Annotated in this window: 18 protein-coding genes; 12 read left to right on the top strand and 6 right to left on the bottom strand. The window is 61.0% G+C overall.

Annotation, left to right across the window (positions count from 1 at the left end):
* A partial coding sequence (locus tag BM317_RS23855; RefSeq protein WP_139197984.1) for a transposase occupies window positions 1-278 on the top strand: 278 nt, incomplete at its 5' end.
* Between the two features lie 187 nt (window positions 279-465).
* Here BM317_RS23855 and BM317_RS23850 read toward each other — a convergent pair.
* The 3 genes from BM317_RS23850 to BM317_RS23840 all read right to left on the bottom strand — a co-directional run bounded on the left by BM317_RS23850 (window position 466) and on the right by BM317_RS23840 (window position 3,598).
* Window positions 466-2,124, bottom strand: a complete 1,659-nt coding sequence (locus tag BM317_RS23850; protein WP_092476504.1) for a cation acetate symporter — start codon at window positions 2,122-2,124, stop codon at window positions 466-468.
* Window positions 2,121-2,432: a DUF485 domain-containing protein gene (locus BM317_RS23845; RefSeq protein WP_072406462.1), complete on the bottom strand. Its 312-nt coding sequence runs from the start codon at window positions 2,430-2,432 to the stop codon at window positions 2,121-2,123. Before BM317_RS23845 ends, BM317_RS23850 begins: the two co-directional genes overlap by 4 nt.
* A gap of 311 nt (window positions 2,433-2,743) precedes the next feature.
* Window positions 2,744-3,598, bottom strand: a complete 855-nt coding sequence (locus BM317_RS23840; RefSeq protein ID WP_072406463.1) for a glycine betaine ABC transporter substrate-binding protein — start codon at window positions 3,596-3,598, stop codon at window positions 2,744-2,746.
* 424 nt (window positions 3,599-4,022) lie between these two features.
* On the opposite strand from BM317_RS23840, the gene BM317_RS23835 reads away from it, so the two are divergent.
* Together BM317_RS23835 and BM317_RS23830 are read left to right on the top strand one after the other, a co-directional pair.
* Window positions 4,023-5,321 (top strand): alpha/beta fold hydrolase, encoded by a 1,299-nt coding sequence (locus BM317_RS23835; RefSeq protein WP_060741153.1) that lies wholly within the window; start codon window positions 4,023-4,025, stop codon window positions 5,319-5,321.
* Complete coding sequence (locus BM317_RS23830; protein ID WP_092476502.1) at window positions 5,314-6,102, top strand: MlaA family lipoprotein; 789 nt, start codon at window positions 5,314-5,316, stop codon at window positions 6,100-6,102. The genes BM317_RS23835 and BM317_RS23830 overlap by 8 nt, the downstream gene beginning before the upstream one ends.
* A gap of 133 nt (window positions 6,103-6,235) precedes the next feature.
* Here the strand turns inward: BM317_RS23830 and BM317_RS23825 are convergent, their stop codons facing one another.
* Complete coding sequence (locus tag BM317_RS23825) at window positions 6,236-7,150, bottom strand: DUF808 domain-containing protein (RefSeq protein ID WP_092170934.1); 915 nt, start codon at window positions 7,148-7,150, stop codon at window positions 6,236-6,238.
* 132 nt (window positions 7,151-7,282) lie between these two features.
* On the opposite strand from BM317_RS23825, the gene BM317_RS23820 reads away from it, so the two are divergent.
* The gene (locus BM317_RS23820) at window positions 7,283-7,888 is read left to right on the top strand and encodes a TetR/AcrR family transcriptional regulator (RefSeq protein ID WP_014339596.1); all 606 of its coding nucleotides are present in this window, start codon (window positions 7,283-7,285) and stop codon (window positions 7,886-7,888) included.
* Between the two features lie 100 nt (window positions 7,889-7,988).
* On the opposite strand, the gene BM317_RS23815 is transcribed toward BM317_RS23820, so the two are convergent.
* Together BM317_RS23815 and BM317_RS23810 are read right to left on the bottom strand one after the other, a co-directional pair.
* Window positions 7,989-8,447 carry an REP-associated tyrosine transposase gene (locus BM317_RS23815; protein WP_092476500.1) on the bottom strand — a complete coding sequence of 153 codons (459 nt, stop codon included), beginning with the start codon at window positions 8,445-8,447 and terminating at the stop codon, window positions 7,989-7,991.
* Between the two features lie 207 nt (window positions 8,448-8,654).
* Window positions 8,655-9,095, bottom strand: a complete 441-nt coding sequence (locus BM317_RS23810) for a GlcG/HbpS family heme-binding protein (RefSeq protein WP_072406471.1) — start codon at window positions 9,093-9,095, stop codon at window positions 8,655-8,657.
* Between the two features lie 267 nt (window positions 9,096-9,362).
* On the opposite strand from BM317_RS23810, the gene gcl reads away from it, so the two are divergent.
* The 8 genes from gcl (at window position 9,363) to BM317_RS23770 (ending at window position 18,891) form a co-directional block, all read left to right on the top strand.
* On the top strand, window positions 9,363-11,138 hold the full coding sequence (gcl, locus tag BM317_RS23805) for a glyoxylate carboligase (RefSeq protein ID WP_060741149.1): 1,776 nt from the start codon (window positions 9,363-9,365) through the stop codon (window positions 11,136-11,138).
* A 131-nt stretch (window positions 11,139-11,269) separates the two neighbouring features.
* Window positions 11,270-12,052 carry a hydroxypyruvate isomerase gene (gene hyi / locus BM317_RS23800; protein WP_060741148.1) on the top strand — a complete coding sequence of 261 codons (783 nt, stop codon included), beginning with the start codon at window positions 11,270-11,272 and terminating at the stop codon, window positions 12,050-12,052.
* A gap of 156 nt (window positions 12,053-12,208) precedes the next feature.
* Entirely contained in the window at window positions 12,209-13,099 is an 891-nt protein-coding gene (locus BM317_RS23795; RefSeq protein ID WP_092170942.1) for a 2-hydroxy-3-oxopropionate reductase, read from the top strand.
* A 151-nt stretch (window positions 13,100-13,250) separates the two neighbouring features.
* Complete coding sequence (locus BM317_RS23790) at window positions 13,251-14,531, top strand: glycerate kinase type-2 family protein (RefSeq protein ID WP_092476498.1); 1,281 nt, start codon at window positions 13,251-13,253, stop codon at window positions 14,529-14,531.
* Window positions 14,521-15,936, top strand: coding sequence for a pyruvate kinase (gene pyk / locus BM317_RS23785; RefSeq protein WP_092476496.1), 1,416 nt, complete (start codon window positions 14,521-14,523; stop codon window positions 15,934-15,936). Before BM317_RS23790 ends, pyk begins: the two co-directional genes overlap by 11 nt.
* A 115-nt stretch (window positions 15,937-16,051) precedes the next feature.
* Window positions 16,052-16,951, top strand: a complete 900-nt coding sequence (locus BM317_RS23780; protein ID WP_092476494.1) for an urea transporter — start codon at window positions 16,052-16,054, stop codon at window positions 16,949-16,951.
* Window positions 16,952-16,971: 20 nt separating this feature from the next.
* The gene (locus tag BM317_RS23775; protein WP_072406483.1) at window positions 16,972-17,796 is read left to right on the top strand and encodes an ion transporter; all 825 of its coding nucleotides are present in this window, start codon (window positions 16,972-16,974) and stop codon (window positions 17,794-17,796) included.
* A 96-nt stretch (window positions 17,797-17,892) separates the two neighbouring features.
* Window positions 17,893-18,891, top strand: coding sequence for a sulfate ABC transporter substrate-binding protein (locus BM317_RS23770; RefSeq protein ID WP_092170954.1), 999 nt, complete (start codon window positions 17,893-17,895; stop codon window positions 18,889-18,891).
* The last annotated feature ends 128 nt before the right edge of the window (window positions 18,892-19,019 follow it).

Genomic DNA, 19,019 nt, shown 5'->3' with positions numbered 1-19,019 from the left:
TCATCGCTTTTCTGGGCCTAGACCTGCGTATATCGGACTCAGGGAAAAAGAAGGGACGCCGCTGCCTGTCTAAGCGAGGTGACCCAGAGGCCCGTCGATTGATGCATAACGCCGCGATGTCGGCGAGGCGCACAGCGGCATGGAAGGGTTTTTATGAGGCACTAAGGGCCCGGGGACTCAGCACAACCGAAGCATTAGTGGCACTGGCCCGCAAGCTTGCCCGAGTGGTATTCGCCCTGCTGAAGAACCAGAGCGAATACTTACCGAAAGGCATTTAGGGGGTAGCCCTGCACCATAGAATCTCCCACAATTGACCTGTTGTGAACACAGACCCCGCGCTCACTGGAGATCCCCTGTGGGAGCGAGCTTGCTCGCGATGACGGCAGCCCTGCCCCCCCTTAAACCCGGCACAAAAAAAATACCCCAGTCTCGACCGGGGTATCTCTTCATGCACTTATCGCTACATCAATGGTTAACCGCCCCGCTCGCCCCCAGGCCAGTCTGCGAACGCACGAACTGCGGGAAGAACAGCGCTCGTTCGTTTGCGCCTTCAGCCGACTTGTCGGTGATGGAGAAGAACCAGATGCCGACAAACGCAATGATCATCGAGAACAGCGCCGGGTACTCGTACGGGAAGATCGCCTTCTCGTGACCCATGATCTGTACCCAGATGGTCGGGCCGAGGATCATCAGGCCCACGGCACTGACCAGGCCCAGCCAGCCGCCAATCATGGCGCCACGAGTGGTCAGCTTCTTCCAGTACATCGAAAGCAGCAGTACCGGGAAGTTGCAGCTCGCCGCGATGGAGAACGCCAGGCCCACCATGAACGCGATGTTCTGCTTCTCGAACAGGATGCCCAGGCCGATCGCCAGCACCGCCAGGGCGATGGTGGTGATTTTCGAGACGCGAATCTCGTCCTTCTCGTTGGCCTTGCCTTTCTTGATCACGCTGGCATACAGATCATGGGACACCGCCGAGGCACCGGCCAGGGTCAGGCCCGCCACTACCGCCAGGATGGTGGCAAAGGCTACCGCCGAGATGAAGCCCAGGAAGATGCTGCCGCCCACGGCGTTGGCCAGGTGCACCGCCGCCATGTTGTTACCGCCCAGCAAGGCACCTGCCGCGTCCTTGAAGGCCGGATTGGTGCTGACCAGCAGGATCGCGCCGAAGCCGATGATAAAGGTCAGGATGTAGAAGTAACCGATGAAGCCGGTGGCATACAGCACGCTCTTGCGCGCTTCCTTGGCGTCGCTCACGGTGAAGAAGCGCATCAGGATGTGTGGCAGGCCAGCGGTACCGAACATCAGCGCCAGGCCCAGGGAGAAGGCCGAGATCGGATCCTTCACCAAGCCGCCGGGGCTCATGATCGCCTCGCCTTTAGGGTGAACCTTCACCGCTTCGGCAAACAACATGTTGAAGTCGAAGTTGACGTGCTTCATGACCATCAACGCCATGAACGAAGCACCCGACAGCAGCAAGACCGCCTTGATGATCTGCACCCAAGTAGTGGCCAGCATGCCGCCGAACAGCACGTAGAGGCACATCAGGATACCCACCAGGATCACCGCAACGTGGTAGTCCAGGCCGAACAGCAGCTGGATCAGCTTGCCGGCACCGACCATCTGCGCGATCAGGTAGAACGCCACCACCACCAGCGAGCCGCAGGCGGACAGACTGCGAATCTGGGTTTGCCCGAGGCGATAGGACGCCACGTCGGCAAAGGTGTATTTACCCAGGTTACGCAGACGTTCGGCGATCAGGAACAGGATGATCGGCCAGCCCACCAGGAAGCCGATGGAGTAGATCAGGCCGTCATAACCGGACGTGAACACCAACGCGGAAATACCCAGGAAGGACGCCGCCGACATGTAGTCGCCCGCGATTGCCAGGCCGTTCTGGAAGCCGGTGATCTTGCCGCCGGCCGCATAGTAGTCGGCCGCCGAGTTGTTTTTCTTGGACGCCCAGTAGGTGATATACAAAGTCGCGCCGACGAAGGCCACGAACATCAGGATAGCCGCGACGTTGAGGGGTTGCTTCTGCACGGCACCGGTCAGGGCGTCAGCCGCCCAGGCGCCCGGTGCGAACGCCGCGATGCTCAATAGAGCCAGTAGACGCCGGATCATTGCTGAGCCTCCTTGAGAATCGCATTGTTCAGGTCGTCGAACTCGCCGTTGGCGCGTCGCACGTAGATACCGGTCAGGACGAAGGCCGAGAGAATCAGGCCGACACCGATGGGAATACCCCAGGTGATGGTGGACTCAGGCGTGATCTTGGCCCCGAGAATGTGTGGCCCGTAGGCGATCAGAAGAATGAAGCCGGAATACAGACCAAGCATGATCGCCGAGAGAATCCAGGCGAACTTTTCCCTTTTTCTCACCAGCTCCTTGAAGCGCGGGCTGTTTTGAATCGAGAGGTAAATGCTGTCGTTCATTGTTTTTATCCTCGCAGCACAGATTTAATTGGAACGACTCTACTCTATGCGGCTCAAGGCCAGGTTCCAGACGACCTTAGTATTAGAACGACATGACGGTTTTGCCAGTTTTCCGCCAATTTTCGCAATTGCCTTGTGGGAGCGGGCTTGCTCGCGAATGCGGTGAGTCAGTCAACACATAGCCAATAGACAGATCGCATTCGCGAGCAAGCCCGCTCCCACAGGGGGATGTGCAACATTGGAAGCTTGCAGGCACAAAAAAACCGCATGACACAACGTCATGCGGTTTCGGAACAGTCAAACCAGGCTAATTACTTGCCGGTCCACTCCTTCACGCGGTCCGGGTGCTTGGCGACCCAGTCCTTGGCAGCGGCGTCCGGCTTGGCGCCTTCCTGGATCGCCAGCATGACTTCGCCGATCTCGTCTTTCGACGCCCACTGGAATTTCTTCAGGAACTCGGCCACTTCCGGGGCCTTGGTGCCCAGTTCCTTGCTGCCGATGCTGTTTACAGTCTCAGCCGCGCCGTAGACGCCTTTCGGGTCTTCCAGGAAGCGCAGTTTCCACTTGGCGAACATCCAGTGCGGCACCCAACCGGTGACCGCGATGGATTCGTTTTTCTTCTCGGCACGGGTCAGCTCGGCGATCATGCCGGCGCCGGAACTGGCCTTGAGTTGATAACCGGTCAGGTCGTAATCCTTGATCGCCTGTTCGGTCTTGAGCATCACGCCTGAACCGGCGTCGATGCCGACGATGCGCTTCTTGAAGGAGTCGTCGGTCTTGAGATCCTCGAGCGACTTGGCCTTGACGTACTCCGGCACGATCAGGCCGATTTTTGCGTCCTTGAAGTTGGGGCCGTAATCGACCACTTGATCCTTGTTCTTGGTCCAGTAGTCGCCGTGGGTCACCGGCAGCCAGGCCGACAGCATCGCATCGAGTTTGCCGGTGGCCACGCCTTGCCACATGATCCCGGTCGCGACCGCTTGCAGCTTCACGTCATAACCGAGTTTTTGCTTGATCACTTCGGCGGCCACGTGGGTGGTCGCGACGCTGTCGGACCAGCCGTCAACGTAACCGATGCTCAGGGTTTTGGTTTCGGCGCTGGCCAAGGTGGAACTGATGGCCAGTACCAGTGCGGCACCTGCGCCCAAGAGTCGTCGCATCTTCATCGTTACTTCCCCGAAAGTGCTGCGCCCGACGGATGCCGGACGGCGTCAACGTATAGTTATGATGCTCAGCGCCCCCATCACGCTCGCCCTCAAACCGGTCTGAACGCCAGTGGAGTACTGACAGGATCGATCATCAACCTGTGCCGCTCCTGAACCTGCTCTGTCTGCGACGTCGAAGCAACGAGAAACGACATCAGAACGCCAGCTACTGTTTCCGGGCAATTTGCGCTTCCTCACACGTGAGATTTGCAGGCCAAATCCGGTAAATGCCAGATAACTAGCCGCCACTGCGCATGACCGTGTATCGTCCCGCTACTATCGCGCCCCGTCCGTGCCTGTTTTGTGCCCATCATGGCACTTGGCTCCGCTTCGGTGGTCATAGGCTGCGAACTTCATTCGGCACCTTCCTCTAAGGGATCCAGTCATGCTCCGTTCCTTGCGCTTCGCTGCCCTCCTCGGCGGCCTTATCCTGAGTGCGTCCGCGCTGGCGGCAGATATTGACGCCGCCAGCTATGGCTACCCCTTGACCAACCCGTTCGAGGCGACCATTGCCACCACGCCGCCGGACCTGCGTCCGGAGCTGCCACTGATCGAAGACATCAATCAGGCGGACCACAGCCTGACCCTGCGCCCGGAACGCGAGTTCATCCTGCCGGACAACTTCTGGCCGGTTAAAAGCCTCACCTACCGCATGGCCACCCAGGACAAGCCCGCGCCACTGATCTTCCTGATCGCCGGCACTGGTGCGCGCTACGACAGCACCCTCAACGAATACCTCAAGCGCCTCTACTACAAGGCCGGCTACCACGTGGTGCAGCTGTCCTCGCCCACCAGTTTCGACTTCATGAGTGCCGCTTCGCGCTTTGCCACGCCGGGCATTTCCAAGGAAGACGCCGAGGACATGTACCGCGTGATGCAGGCCGTACGCGCGCAGAACCCCAAGCTGCCGGTGACCGAGTACTACCTGACCGGCTACAGCCTCGGCGCCCTGGATGCGGCCTTTGTCGCCCACCTGGACGAAACCCGGCGCAGCTTCAATTTCAAGAAAGTGCTGCTGCTGAACCCGCCGGTGAACCTCTATACCTCGATCACCAACCTGGACAAACTGGTCCAGACCGAGGTCAAGGGCATCAACAGCACCACGACCTTCTATGAACTGGTACTGAACAAGCTGACCCGTTACTTCCAGCAAAAAGGCTACATCGACCTCAACGACGCCCTGCTCTACGACTTCCAACAGTCCAAGCAGCACTTGAGCAATGAACAGATGGCGATGTTGATCGGCACCTCGTTCCGTTTTTCGGCGGCGGACATCGCGTTCACCTCGGACCTGATCAACCGTCGCGGCCTGATCATCCCACCCAAGTTCCCGATCACCGAAAGCACCAGCCTGACGCCGTTCCTCAAGCGTGCGCTGCAATGCGATTTCGACTGTTACCTCACCGAGCAGGTGATCCCGATGTGGCGCGCGCGCACCGACGGCGGCAGCCTGCTGCAACTGGTCGACCAGGTCAGCCTGTACGCGCTGAAGGATTACCTGCACGACAGCCCGAAGATTGCCGTCATGCACAATGCCGACGACGTCATTCTCGGCCCGGGCGACCTGGGCTTCCTGCGCAAGACCTTTGGCGATCGCCTGACGGTTTATCCACTGGGCGGCCACTGCGGCAACCTTAACTACCGCGTCAACAGCGACGCCATGCTGGAGTTTTTCCGTGGCTAAATATCTGCTGCTTATCGCTGCGTTAATGAGTGCGGGCATAGTCCACGCCGACAACAGCAAAGCCAATGCGCCTGTGGTGGTGGATTCGGACGGCTTCAAGGAACCGCTGACCAAACTCAAGTTCAACCCGGGGCTGGACCAGCGCGAGTTCGAGCGCTCGACCCTCAACGCATTGAACGTCTATGACCCGCTGGAATCCTGGAACCGCCGGGTCTATCACTTCAACTACCGCTTCGACCAATGGGTCTTCCTGCCCGTCGTCGATGGCTATCGCTACATTACTCCCGGCTTCGTGCGCACCGGGGTCAGCAATTTCTTCAACAACCTGGGGGACGTGCCGAACCTGATGAACAGCCTGCTGCAATTCAAGGGCAAGCGTTCAATGGAAACCACGGCGCGGCTGCTGCTCAACACCACTGTGGGCATCGCCGGCCTGTGGGACCCGGCCACCGCCATGGGCCTGCCACGCCAGAGCGAAGACTTCGGCCAGACCCTCGGCTTCTATGGCGTGCCAGGCGGCGCGTATTTCGTACTGCCGATCTTCGGCCCGTCGAACCTGCGCGACACCTCGGGCCTGCTGGTGGACTACACGGCCGAATCGGCGATCAACTTCCTCAACGTCGCCGAAGTCAGCTCCAACCACCCGGAGTTGCTGCTCCTGCGCGGCGTGGACAGGCGCTACCAGACCAGCTTCCGCTATGGCCAACTGAACACGCCGTTCGAGTATGAAAAGGTGCGGTACGTGTACACCGAGTCGCGCAAGTTGCAGATCGCCGAGTAACTTTCGACCACCCCAAAACCCACTGTGGGAGCGAGCTTGCTCGCGATAGCGCTCTGTCAGACAACATAAATGTTGAATGTCAGGCCCTCATCGCGAGCAAACTCGCTCCCACAGTTGTCATGGGTTGCCAGTCCTAGCCTTTCAGCGCTTTCCAAACCTTGCCGACCACCATCACCCCCGCCAACACCGCCGCCCCTGCAACAATCCCCGCCACGGCATTGAGCAACGTCGGCACGATAAACCCGGCACCACCGGCACTGGCCGTCACGCCTTCGATCCAGTGATGCACCACTGGCACGCCATGGGTCAGGATGCCACCGCCCACCAGGAACATCGCCGCGGTGCCGATCACCGACAGGCCTTTCATCATGTAGGGTGCCGCACTCAGGATCGCACCGCCGATGCTTTTGGCGGCCTGGCCTGGCTTGTGCGTCAACCAGAGTCCCAGGTCATCGAGCTTGACGATCCCGGCCACCAGGCCATAGACGCCAATGGTCATGACGATGGCGATGCCCGACAGGACGATCACCTGCTGGGTCAGTGCTGCGTCAGCGACGGTGCCGAGGGTAATGGCGATGATTTCGGCCGAGAGGATGAAGTCGGTGCGTACCGCGCCCTTGATCTTGTCCTTTTCAAAGGCCACCAGATCGACCGCCGGATCAGCCACCGCCTCGACCAGTTGCGCATGTTCGGCCTGGTCCTCGGCCTTGCTGTGAAGGAACTTGTGGGCGAGTTTTTCGAACCCTTCGAAACACAAATAGGCGCCGCCCACCATCAACAAGGGCGTCACCAACCACGGGACGAAGGCGCTGATCGCCAGCGCCGACGGCACCAGGATCAATTTGTTGATGAACGACCCCTTGGCCACCGCCCACACCACCGGCAGCTCCCGCTCGGCACGCACACCCGACACTTGCTGGGCATTGAGCGCCAGGTCATCGCCAAGCACGCCGGCGGTTTTCTTGGCGGCCATCTTGGTCATCAGCGCGACATCGTCGAGTACGGTGGCGATGTCGTCGATCAGTACCAGCAAACTGCTTCCAGCCATGGAGAGGGCTCCTTGAATAATAATGCCGCGCAGCATACCGCGAGCCGTAGCGCCTTGGGGCATTCTTGAGCGCCGCGCGAAGCCGGTGCTACCATGCGCCACCGCCAGAACAGGCAAGGAACCCCTGGGTTTATGAGCACAATCCGCGAGCGCAACAAAGAATTGATCCTGCGTGCCGCCAGCGAAGAATTTGCCGACAAGGGCTTCGCCGCGACCAAGACCAGCGACATCGCGGCCAAGGCAGGCCTGCCCAAACCCAACGTCTACTACTACTTCAAATCCAAGGAAAACCTCTACCGCGAGGTGCTGGAAAGCATCATCGAGCCGATTCTCCAGGCCTCGACACCGTTCAATGCCGACGGCGTGCCCGGCGAGGTGCTGAGCCACTACATCCGCTCCAAGATCCGCATCTCCCGCGACCTGCCCTTCGCCTCGAAAGTCTTCGCCAGCGAAATCATGCACGGCGCCCCCCACCTGAGCCCCGACCTGGTGGAACAACTCAACGCCCAGGCCCGGCACAACATCGACTGCATCCAGACCTGGATCGACCGCGGCCAGATCGCCCCCATCGACCCCAACCACCTGATGTTCAGCATCTGGGCCGCCACCCAGACCTATGCCGATTTCGACTGGCAGATCAGCGCCGTGACCGGCAAGGCGAAGCTGGATGAAGCGGATTACGAAGCGGCGGCGCAGACGATCATTCGGTTGGTGTTGAAGGGGTGTGAGCCAGACTGATAGCCCGACACTGGTTCCGATGACGAGCACAAACTGTGTGAACACCGCAAATCCCCTGTGGGAGCGGGCTTGCTCGCGAAGGGCGCAACTCGATTTCAAGTCAAACCCAGATAGCATCCCACAGTGGATACTCGCCAAGTCGTTTCACTAAGCGTGCCCGCAGTGGGTTGGCGACAACGTAGCGAGCGAGCTTGATCAAATAGTCTTCCCTTCGCAAAGCTCGGTCATGGTAGCCCTGCTGCCATAGGCTACCAACCCTGTTGTCCGCCTCATTGACTGCCTTGGCACTTACAGATTTCATCTGACACATCAACTCCCCCAAAGCCCCCTGATGCAGTTGAATCAACCAATGAAAATGATCAGGCATGACGACAAAGGCCAGGGAGTCTGCAAAGCCTTGCTCTTGTATCTGCCTGAACTGACGGATAACTATCCTACCCAAGCCATAGTCTTTGAAGACAGGCTCGCGCTTCAGCGTGTTGGCTGTCAGTAGGTAGATGCGGTTTTGCTCCGCATAGCGACCGATACGCAGACGGTGCGAAGCTGAGTATGCTGGCATTCCATAGCCTCCTTTCTTAGTAAGTCCTGAAAGGCTAGCGGCGGGAAGCAAAAATCAGGGTCAGACTTTTAGCTGGATGTGTCTGGACGATTGCTTTCGCGAGCAAGCCCGCTCCCACAGGGCTTTGCAGTGTTCGAACATTTTGTGTCCTTCATCCCCCCTCGGAGCGAGCTTGCTCGCGATGGCGCCAGTCCATTCACCCCAAAATCAAGCAACCACCCCCACATCCGCCCTCAACTGCAACGCCTCCACCGCCCTGACCGCCACCTGCTCATCCACATCCGAAACATCACCACTGACACCAATCGCCCCCAGCACCCTGCCGTCCTGATCCCTGATCAATACCCCACCCGGGGCCGGTACGACGTTGCCCTGCCCCAACCCATTCAAAGCGGCAAAGAACGCCGGGCGTTGTTGGGCGTCCTGGGCGAGCAGGCGCGAGCCTTTGCCCAGGGCGATGGCGCCCCAGGCCTTGCCGATGGCGATCTGCGGGCGAAGCAGGCTGGCGCCGTCTTCGCGCTGCAAGGCGATCAGGTGTCCGCCACTGTCCAGGACCGCGACGGTCAAGGGTGCAGCGCTGATTTCACGACCGGCGGCAAGGGCTTGCCCGGCCAGGTTGACGGCGATTTTCAAGGTTAGAACGCTCATGGGTGCTGTCCTTCTTTTGTTATGGAAAAGCCTTGCGGCCTCACTTTCAGAAAAACCGAACCCCACAAATAGAACACAACACTAAATAGTTTTGTATACAATAATTTTCACAAATCGCCTAAATCGATGGAAAACAGCAGCAAAACCTGACCTTCCGACGAATGAAACAGGTGCTTGAGGAAATGGATTGACCTGCGTCGTTCGCCATGAATACACTCTGCAAAAAGCCACTTGTATACAATTACAAAACGTAAGAGGCACAAAACCATGAGCAAAATGAGAGCAATCGAAGCCGCCGTTCTGGTGATGCGCCGTGAAGGCGTGGACACGGCCTTCGGCATCCCGGGTGCCGCGATCAACCCGCTGTACTCCGCCCTGCAGAAGGTGGGTGGCATCGATCACGTCCTCGCTCGCCACGTTGAAGGCGCCTCGCACATGGCCGAGGGTTACACCCGGACCAAGGCCGGCAATATCGGTGTGTGCATCGGCACTTCGGGCCCGGCCGGCACCGATATGGTGACCGGGCTCTACAGCGCTTCGGCCGATTCGATCCCGATTCTGTGCATCACCGGGCAAGCCCCCCGCGCCCGCATGCACAAGGAAGACTTTCAGGCTGTGGATATCACCAGCATCGTCAAACCCGTGACCAAGTGGGCAACCACCGTGCTGGAGCCGGGCCAGGTGCCGTATGCCTTCCAGAAGGCGTTCTTCGAAATGCGCTCCGGCCGCCCGGGCCCGGTGCTGATCGACCTGCCGTTCGATGTGCAGATGGCCGAGATCGAGTTCGACATCGACGCCTATCAACCGCTGCCGCTGGCCAAACCCGCGGCCAACCGCGTGCAGATCGAGAAAGCCCTGGCGATGCTCAATCAGGCTGAGCGTCCATTGCTGGTGGCCGGCGGCGGCATCATCAACGCCGATGCCAGCGACCTGCTGGTGGAGTTCGCCGAACTGACCGGTATCCCGGTCATCCCCACCTTGATGGGCTGGGGCACCATTCCCGACGATCATCCGCAGATGGTCGGCATGGTCGGCCTGCAAACGTCCCATCGCTACGGCAATGCGACCTTGCTCAAGTCGGATGTGGTGCTGGGCGTTGGTAACCGCTGGGCCAACCGTCACACCGGTTCGGTGGACGTCTACACCGAAGGCCGCACGTTCATTCACGTGGACATCGAGCCGACCCAGATCGGCCGCGTCTTCACCCCTGACCTGGGCATCGTTTCCGACGCCGCCTCGGCCTTGACGGTGTTCATCGAAGTGGCCCGCGAATGGCAAGCCGCCGGCAAGCTGAAAAACCGCAGCGCCTGGCTGCAGGACTGCCAGCAACGCAAGGCCAGCCTGCAGCGCAAGACCCACTTCGACAACGTGCCGGTCAAGCCGCAGCGAGTGTACGAAGAAATGAACCAGGTGTTCGGCAAGGACACCTGCTACGTCAGCACCATCGGCCTGTCACAGATCGCCGGGGCGCAGTTCCTCCACGTCTACAAGCCACGCCACTGGATCAACTGCGGCCAGGCCGGCCCCTTGGGCTGGACCATTCCGGCGGCGCTGGGGGTGGTCAAGGCGGATCCGAGCCGCAAGGTCGTGGCGCTGTCGGGCGACTATGATTTCCAGTTCATGATCGAAGAGCTGGCGGTGGGTGCGCAGTTCAAGCTGCCCTACATCCATGTGGTGGTGAACAATTCCTACCTGGGTCTGATTCGCCAGGCCCAGCGCGGGTTCGACATGGATTATTGCGTGCAACTGTCCTTCGACAACCTCAACGCGCCGGAACTCAACGGCTATGGCGTGGACCACGTTGCCGTGGCCGAAGGCCTTGGGTGCAAGGCGCTGCGGGTGTTCGAACCGGCCGGTATCCAACCGGCGCTGCGCCAGGCCCAAGCGATGATCGAGGAGTTCAAGGTGCCGGTGATCGTCGAGATCATCCTGGAGCGGGTGACCAACATCTCCATGGGCACCGAGATCAACGCCGTCAATGAGTTTGAAGACTTGGCGCTTGTGGGCAACGATGCACCGACCGCCATTTCGTTGCTCGATTGACCCCCGGTGTGGGAGCGGGCTTGCTCGCGAAGACGGTTTCAGTTCCAACAAAGATGTCGGCTGACACACCGTTTTCGCGAGCAAGCCCGCTCCCACAAAGGATGCGTTCACAATATTCACAGGAGACCACCATGCCGCGTTTCGCCGCCAACCTGTCCATGCTGTTCACCGAGCAGGATTTCCTCGCCCGTTTCGAAGCCGCCGCCAAGGCCGGCTTCAGTGGGGTCGAATACCTGTTCCCCTATGACTACAGCTCCGCCGAACTCAAGGCCTTGCTCGACGCCAACGGCCTGACCCAAGTGCTGTTCAACCTGCCGGCCGGCGACTGGGCCAAGGGCGAGCGCGGCATTGCCTGCCTGCCGGACCGGGTCGAGGAGTTCCGCGCCGGTGTCGACCTGGCCATCGCCTACGCCCAGGTGCTGGGCAACACGCAGGTCAACTGCCTGTCGGGGATTCGTCCGCAGAACTGCAGTGAAACCCTGGTGGAGAAAACCTTCGTCGCCAACCTGAAATACGCCGCCGAAAAGTTGCAGGCCAAAGGCATCAAGCTGGTGATGGAAGCCATCAATACCCGCGACATTCCAGGCTTCTACCTGAACAACACCGCCCAGGCCTTGTCGATCCGTGAGCAGGTGGGCAGCGCCAACCTGTTCCTGCAATACGACATCTACCACATGCAGATCATGGAAGGTGACCTGGCCCGGACCCTGTCGGCACACCTGGGCGAGATCAACCATGTGCAACTGGCCGACAACCCGGGCCGCAACGAGCCAGGTACGGGGGAAATCAACTACCGCTTCCTGTTCGAACACTTGGACCGTATAGGCTACCAGGGTTGGGTCGGCTGTGAATACAAGCCGCTGACCACCACCGAAGCCGGCCTGGGCTGGCTGAAAACCCATAACGCGATCTGACCCGGATCTTTCCTTGTGGGAGCGGGCTTGCTCGCGAAAGCGGTGGGCCAGACAACACATCTGTGACTGATACACCGCTTTCGCGAGCAAGCCCGCTCCCACAGAAAAGCAGTTTTCCATTTGCCTGAAGTAGCAAAAAAACAAGAGGATTTTCCCATGGCTAAAATCGGATTCATCGGCACCGGCATCATGGGCCACCCCATGGCACTGAACCTGCAAAAGGCCGGCCACAGCCTGTTCCTGTCCCAGCACCACGACGCGGCTCCGGCCGACCTGCTGGCCGGTGGCGCGGTGGCGTTGGCCAACCCGAAGGAAGTGGCCCAGGAAGCCGAGTTCATCATCGTCATGGTCCCGGACACGCCGCAGGTCGACGACGTACTGTTCCGCGCCGACGGCGTGGCGGCGGGCGTGGGCGCGGGCAAGGTGGTGATCGACATGAGTTCGATCTCCCCCACCGCCACCAAGGCGTTCGCGGCGAAGATCAATGAAAAAGGCGCGCAGTACCTCGATGCCCCGGTCTCCGGTGGTGAAGTCGGTGCCAAGGCTGCGACCCTGAGCATCATGGTCGGTGGCGACAACGCCGCCTTCGAGCGCGCCCTGCCACTGTTCCAGGCCATGGGCAAGAACATCACCCTGGTGGGCGGCAACGGCGATGGCCAGACCGCCAAAGTGGCGAACCAGATCATCGTCGCCCTGAACATCCAGGCGGTGGCCGAAGCGTTGTTGTTCGCCGCGAAAAACGGTGCCGACCCGGCCAAGGTCCGTGAAGCACTGATGGGCGGTTTCGCCTCGTCGAAGATCCTCGAAGTGCACGGTGAACGCATGATCAAGGGCACCTTCGACCCGGGCTTCCGCATCAGCCTGCACCAGAAGGACCTGAACCTGGCCCTGCAAGGCGCCAAGGAACTGAACATCAACCTGCCCAACACCGCCAACGCCCAACAAGTGTTCAGCACCTGCGCGGCCATTGGCGGCAGCAACTGGGATCACTCGGCGCTGATCAAGGGGTTGGAGCATATGGCCAATTTCTCGATTCGCGACAACTGAACCACCATAAAACCCTGTGGGAGCGGGCTTGCTCGCGAAAGCAATCGACCTGTCACTGAAGTATTGACTGACACACCGCTTTCGCGAGCAAGCCCGCTCCCACAAGTGATCGAGTCGCCTCGTCTAACAACAAAAATTCCGGGAGCCCGCCATGTCGGTCGATCCGCAACAACTGCTGCGCGAGCTGTTTGCCACAGCCATCGATGCGGCCCATCCGCACCACGTCCTTGAACACTACCTGCCCAGCGACCGCAGCGGCCGGGTGATCGTCATTGGCGCCGGCAAGGCCGCGGCGGCCATGGCGCAAGTGGTCGAGCGCTGCTGGCAGGGTGAAGTGTCCGGCCTGGTGGTGACCCGCTACGGCCATGGCGCGCCCAGCCAGAAAATCGAAGTGGTGGAAGCCGCCCACCCGGTGCCTGACGCCGCGGGCCTGGCCGTGGCCCAGCGAGTACTGGAGCTGGTGAGCAATCTCTGCGAAGACGACCGGGTGATCTTTCTCTTGTCCGGCGGCGGCTCCGCCCTGCTCGCCTTGCCCGCCGAAGGCATCACCCTGGCCGACAAGCAATCGATCAACAAAGCCTTGCTCAAGTCCGGTGCGACCATCGGCGAGATGAATTGCGTGCGCAAGCACCTCTCGGCGATCAAGGGCGGGCGCCTGGCCAAGGCCTGCTGGCCGGCGACGGTGTACACCTACGCGATTTCCGATGTGCCGGGTGACCTGGCCACGGTCATCGCATCCGGCCCCACGGTGGCCGACCCCAGCACATCGGCCGAAGCCCTGGCGATTCTCCAGCGCTACCACATCGATGTGCCGGCGTCGGTACGCGACTGGCTGCACAGTCCAGCGTCGGAAACCGTCAAGCCCGGCGACCCGAGCCTGGCGCGCAGCCACTTTCAATTGATCGCCCGTCCCCAGCAATCCCTGGAAGCCGCAGCGGTGAAGGCTCGCCAAGCCGGTTTCAGCCCGTTGATCCTCGGCGACCTGGAAGGCGAATCCCGGGAGGTGGCGAAAGTCCATGCCGGCATCGCCCGGCAAATCGCCCTGCACGGCCAGCCGCTGGCGGCACCGTGCGTGATTCTCTCCGGCGGCGAAACCACCGTCACCGTGCGCGGCGATGGCCGTGGCGGGCGCAATGCCGAATTCCTGCTGAGCCTGACCGACAGCCTCAAGGGCTATCCCGGCATTTATGCACTGGCTGGCGACACCGACGGCATCGACGGTTCCGAAGACAACGCCGGCGCCCTCATGACCCCGGACAGCTATCGCCGCGCCACCGAACTGGGCCTGTGCGCCAGCGACGAGTTGGATAACAACAATGGCTACGGCTACTTCGCCGCCCTGGATGCGCTGATCGTCACCGAACCGACCCGCACCAACGTCAACGACTTTCGCGCCATCCTGATCCTCGAGAACCCCAAACATGACGCCTGATAAAAAGGTCAAGATCCTCGCGACCCTCGGTCCCGCCACCCGTGGCATCGATGACATCCGCGAGCTGGTACAGGCCGGCGTGAACATCTTCCGCCTGAACTTCAGCCACGGCGACCATGCCGACCACGCCCAGCGCTACCAGTGGATTCGTGACGTCGAGCAGCAGCTCAATTACCCCCTGGGCATCCTGATGGACCTGCAAGGCCCGAAGCTGCGGGTTGGTCAATTCGCCGGCGGCAAGGTCCTGCTGCAACGGGGACAGGCCCTGCGCCTGGACCTGGACCCGACGCCGGGTGATCAACGCCGGGTCAACCTGCCCCACCCGGAAATCATCGCGGCCCTGGAGCCCGGCATGGACCTGCTGCTGGACGACGGCAAGTTGCGCCTGCGCGTGACCGCCAGGCACTGCGACGCCATCGACACCGAAGTGCTCAACGGCGGCGAGCTGTCGGACCGCAAAGGCGTGAACGTGCCCCAGGCCATGCTCGATTTGAGCCCGTTGACCGCCAAGGACCGGCGCGATCTGAGTTTCGGCCTGGAACTGGGCGTGGACTGGGTAGCGTTGTCGTTCGTGCAGCGGCCCGAGGACATCCGCGAGGCTCGCGCGCTGATCGGCAACAAGGCGTTCCTGATGGCGAAGATCGAGAAGCCGTCGGCGGTGACCCAACTGCGGGAAATCGCCGAATTGAGCGACGCGATCATGGTCGCCCGCGGCGACCTGGGGGTCGAAGTCCCGGCCGAAAGCGTGCCGCAAATTCAGAAAAACATCATTGACACCTGCCGCGCCCTGGGCAAACCGGTGGTGGTGGCCACCCAGATGCTCGAGTCGATGCGCTTTTCCCCGGCGCCCACCCGCGCCGAAGTCACTGACGTTGCCAACGCCGTGGCCGAAGGGGCTGATGCAGTGATGCTGTCGGCGGAAACCGCTTCAGGGGATTACCCCCTTGAAGCCGTGCAGATGATGAGCAAGATCATCCGCCAGGTGGAAAACGGTCCCGACTACCAGGCGCAGTTGGACGTCAGCCGACCGAAAGCCGAAGCCACAGTGTCGGACGCCATCAGCTGCGCGATCCGGCGCATCAGCGGCATCCTGCCGGTGGCGGTGCTGGTGAACTACAGCGAATCCGGCAGCTCCAGCCTGCGCGCGGCGCGGGAACGGCCGACGGTGCCGATCCTCAACCTCACGCCGAACCTGCAGGCCGCCCGCCGCCTGACGGTGGCCTGGGGCGTGCACTCGGTGGTCAATGATCGGTTGAAGCAGGTGGACGAAGTCTGTTCCACCGCCCTGGAAATCGCCCAGGCCCAAGGCATGGCCCAGCGTGGCGATACCTTGCTGATCACCGCGGGCGTACCGTTCGGGCAGCCGGGGTCGACCAATTCGCTGCGCATCGAGACGTTGATCTAGCGTCTGTACTGGCCTCATCGCGAGCAAGCTCGCTCCCACAGGGAACTGCGGTGCCCCTGTGGGAGCGAGCTTGCTCGCGATGAGGTCGACTGGGTCCCTCTGACACACACTTACCATGCCCAACACCCACTGCCCCGACTGGGCCACCGCCCTGCTCAACGGCTTCAGCCAAGTCTTTCTCCAGCGCCATCCGCTGTGCGGCCTGCTGTGCCTGTTGGCGATTCTGCTCACGGCGCCCGCCCTGTTCGGCGGCGCGTTGCTCGGCGGGGTGGCCGGGTTGCTGACGGCCCAGCGACGCGGTTACCCCAAGGCCGACCGGCAAGCCGGACTGTTCAGCTACAACGGCATTCTGCTGGGCTTGTTGCTGAGCCTTGCGTTGCCCTGGTCCGTCCTGTTGCCACCGTTGATCATCGCCGCAGGTGGCCTCAGCGCGATGCTCACCCAGCAATGGCTCAAGCGCACCCGAGGCCCTCGCTGCCTGCCCGCCTACACCGCGCCCTTTGTCGGGCTGGCTTGGCTGCTGATGGGATTCACCCTGCCGCCGCCTCTCGCCACCTCGATTGAAATGACCCTGCCCAACCTACTGGGCGCTCATTTGAGCGGGCTGGGCCAGGTCATGTTTCTCGGCCATCCAGTGGCCGGTGCGCTGATCGCCGCCGGGCTGCTGCTGGCCAACCGGAGCGCCGGCGCTTGGGCATTGTTCGCTTCTGCCGTCGGCCTGGCCTTCACCTTGTCGCAGCATGAAAACGCAACCGCCCTGTCCGGGCTGGGCGGCTACAACCCGGTATTGGTGGCGCTGGCCCTCAGCCAACAGCGCCGCCCATGGCTACCGCTGATGGGCATCGTCCTGGCGGTCATGCTCACGCCAGGCTTTACCGCTCTCGGCCTGCCTGCCCTGACAGCGCCGTTCATCCTCGCCTGCTGGCTGATCCAGGCCACCGGCCGGGCGTGGCGTCAGGCCAGCCTCGAGATCGCGCCTTGCGCTGTACGGGGCAATCACCCTAGGCTTCGCTGATTCCGGTTCAGGCGAAAGTTATGCAAAGCAGCGACAACTGGCGTGAACGCCTCTACGTGATCATTTTCCAGACCGACACCGTGGCCGGCCGGCGCTTCGACAGCACCCTGCTGTTGATCATCCTCGCCAGCCTGGTGATCGTGATGCTCGACAGCATCGACAGCGTGCACAAGAACTATGCGGCCCTGCTGGCGGCTATCGAGTGGGGCTTCACGTTCATCTTCATCGTCGAGTACGGCCTGCGCCTGTACTGCTCGCCCAAGCCGCTGCGCTATGCCTTCAGTTTCTACGGCCTGGTGGATCTGCTGGCGATCGTGCCGGGGATCCTGGCGCTGTACTACAGCGATGCCCAATACCTGCTGATCGTTCGGATCATCCGCATGCTGCGGATTTTCCGAGTACTCAAACTCAGCCCTTACCTCAAGCAAGCCAACTACCTGATGGCGGCGCTGCGCGGGAGCAAGCAGAAAATCATCGTGTTCCTGGTCAGCGTCTCGACCCTGGTCACCGTCTTCGGCACGCTGATGTACGTCATCGAAGGCCCCGAGCACGGCTTCACCAGCATCCCCAAGGGCATCTATTGGGCTATCGTGACACTGACCACCGTAGGCTTCGGCGACATCGTGCCCAAGACGCCCCTGGGCCAAGTGGTGTCGTCCCTGGTGATGATCACCGGTTACTCGATCATCGCCGTGCCAACGGGTATTTTCACGGCTGAACTGGCCACGGCCATGCGCGGTGACCAGCTCAAGCACGATTGCCCGGTGTGCAGCAAAAACAACCACGACCACGGCGCCGCTTTCTGCTCCCGTTGTGGCAATGCACTGTTTAAGAAATTGGAATAAGCAAAGCACTTTTTGATGCTTGAAGGTCTATAGGCTTGCAGCTAGTGTGCCGGCTAATTGCCCGGACCCCCCGTTCAGATAAAAAGGAATTCGTAAGTGAAGAACTTCTTTGGCGCCTCCCTTCTCGCCGCTGGCCTGACCTTCGGCAGTCTGGCCCACGCCGCCCCGACCCTGCTTAACGTTTCCTACGACGTCATGCGCGATTTCTACAAGGACTACAACGCAGCCTTCCAGAAGCACTGGCAGGCCGAGCACAACGAAAACATCACCGTGCAAATGTCGTTCGGCGGCTCCAGCAAGCAAGCGCGCTCGGTGATCGACGGGCTGCCGGCGGATGTCATTACCATGAACATGGCCACCGACATCAACGCCCTGGCGGACAATGGCAAACTGGTGCCCGATAACTGGGTCACCCGCCTGCCAAACAACAGCGCGCCGTTCACCTCGGCGACGGTATTCATCGTGCGCAAAGGCAACCCGAAAGCGCTGAAAGACTGGCCCGACCTGCTCAAGGACGGCGTGCAGGTGATCGTGCCCAACCCGAAAACCTCCGGCAACGGTCGCTACACCTACCTCTCGGCCTGGGGTTACGTGCTGAAAAATGGCGGTGACGAGAACAAGGCCAAGGCCTTCGTCGGCAAACTGTTCAAGCAGGCGCCGGTCCTGGACACTGGCGGTCGCGCCGCGACAACCACCTTCATGACCAACCAGATCGGCGACGTGCTGGTGACCTTTGAAAACGAGGCGGAAATGATCGCCCGCGAGTTCGGCCGCGACCAGTTCGAAGTGATCTACCCAAGCGTTTCCGCCGAAGCCGAGCCACCGGTCAGCGTGGTCGACAAAGTCGTCGAGAAGAAAGGCTCCCGCGAAGCCGCCGAGGCCTACCTCAAGTACCTGTGGTCGCCCGAAGGCCAGGAAATCGCCGCCGCCAACTACCTGCGCCCACGGGACCCGGCAGTACTGGCCAAATACACCGACCGCTTCCCGAAAGTGGACTTCCTGTCCGTGGAAAAAACCTTCGGCGACTGGCGCACGGTGCAGAAGACCCACTTCAATGACGGTGGGATTTTCGACCAGATCTATAGCGGCCAGTAAGAAAACAAATGAGTCATGCGCGGCCCTGTGGCGAGGGGATTTATCCCCGCTGGGCTGCGCAGCAGTCCTAAAATCGGACACTGCTGTGTTTCAGACAAATCGCGTCGGCTGCATTTGGGGCTGCTTCG

Source organism: Pseudomonas sp. NFACC24-1, assembly GCF_900115235.1.
GTDB classification, from domain to species: Bacteria; Pseudomonadota; Gammaproteobacteria; order Pseudomonadales; family Pseudomonadaceae; genus Aquipseudomonas; species Aquipseudomonas fluorescens_AA.
This window is presented reverse-complemented; position numbering and strand designations above follow the sequence as displayed.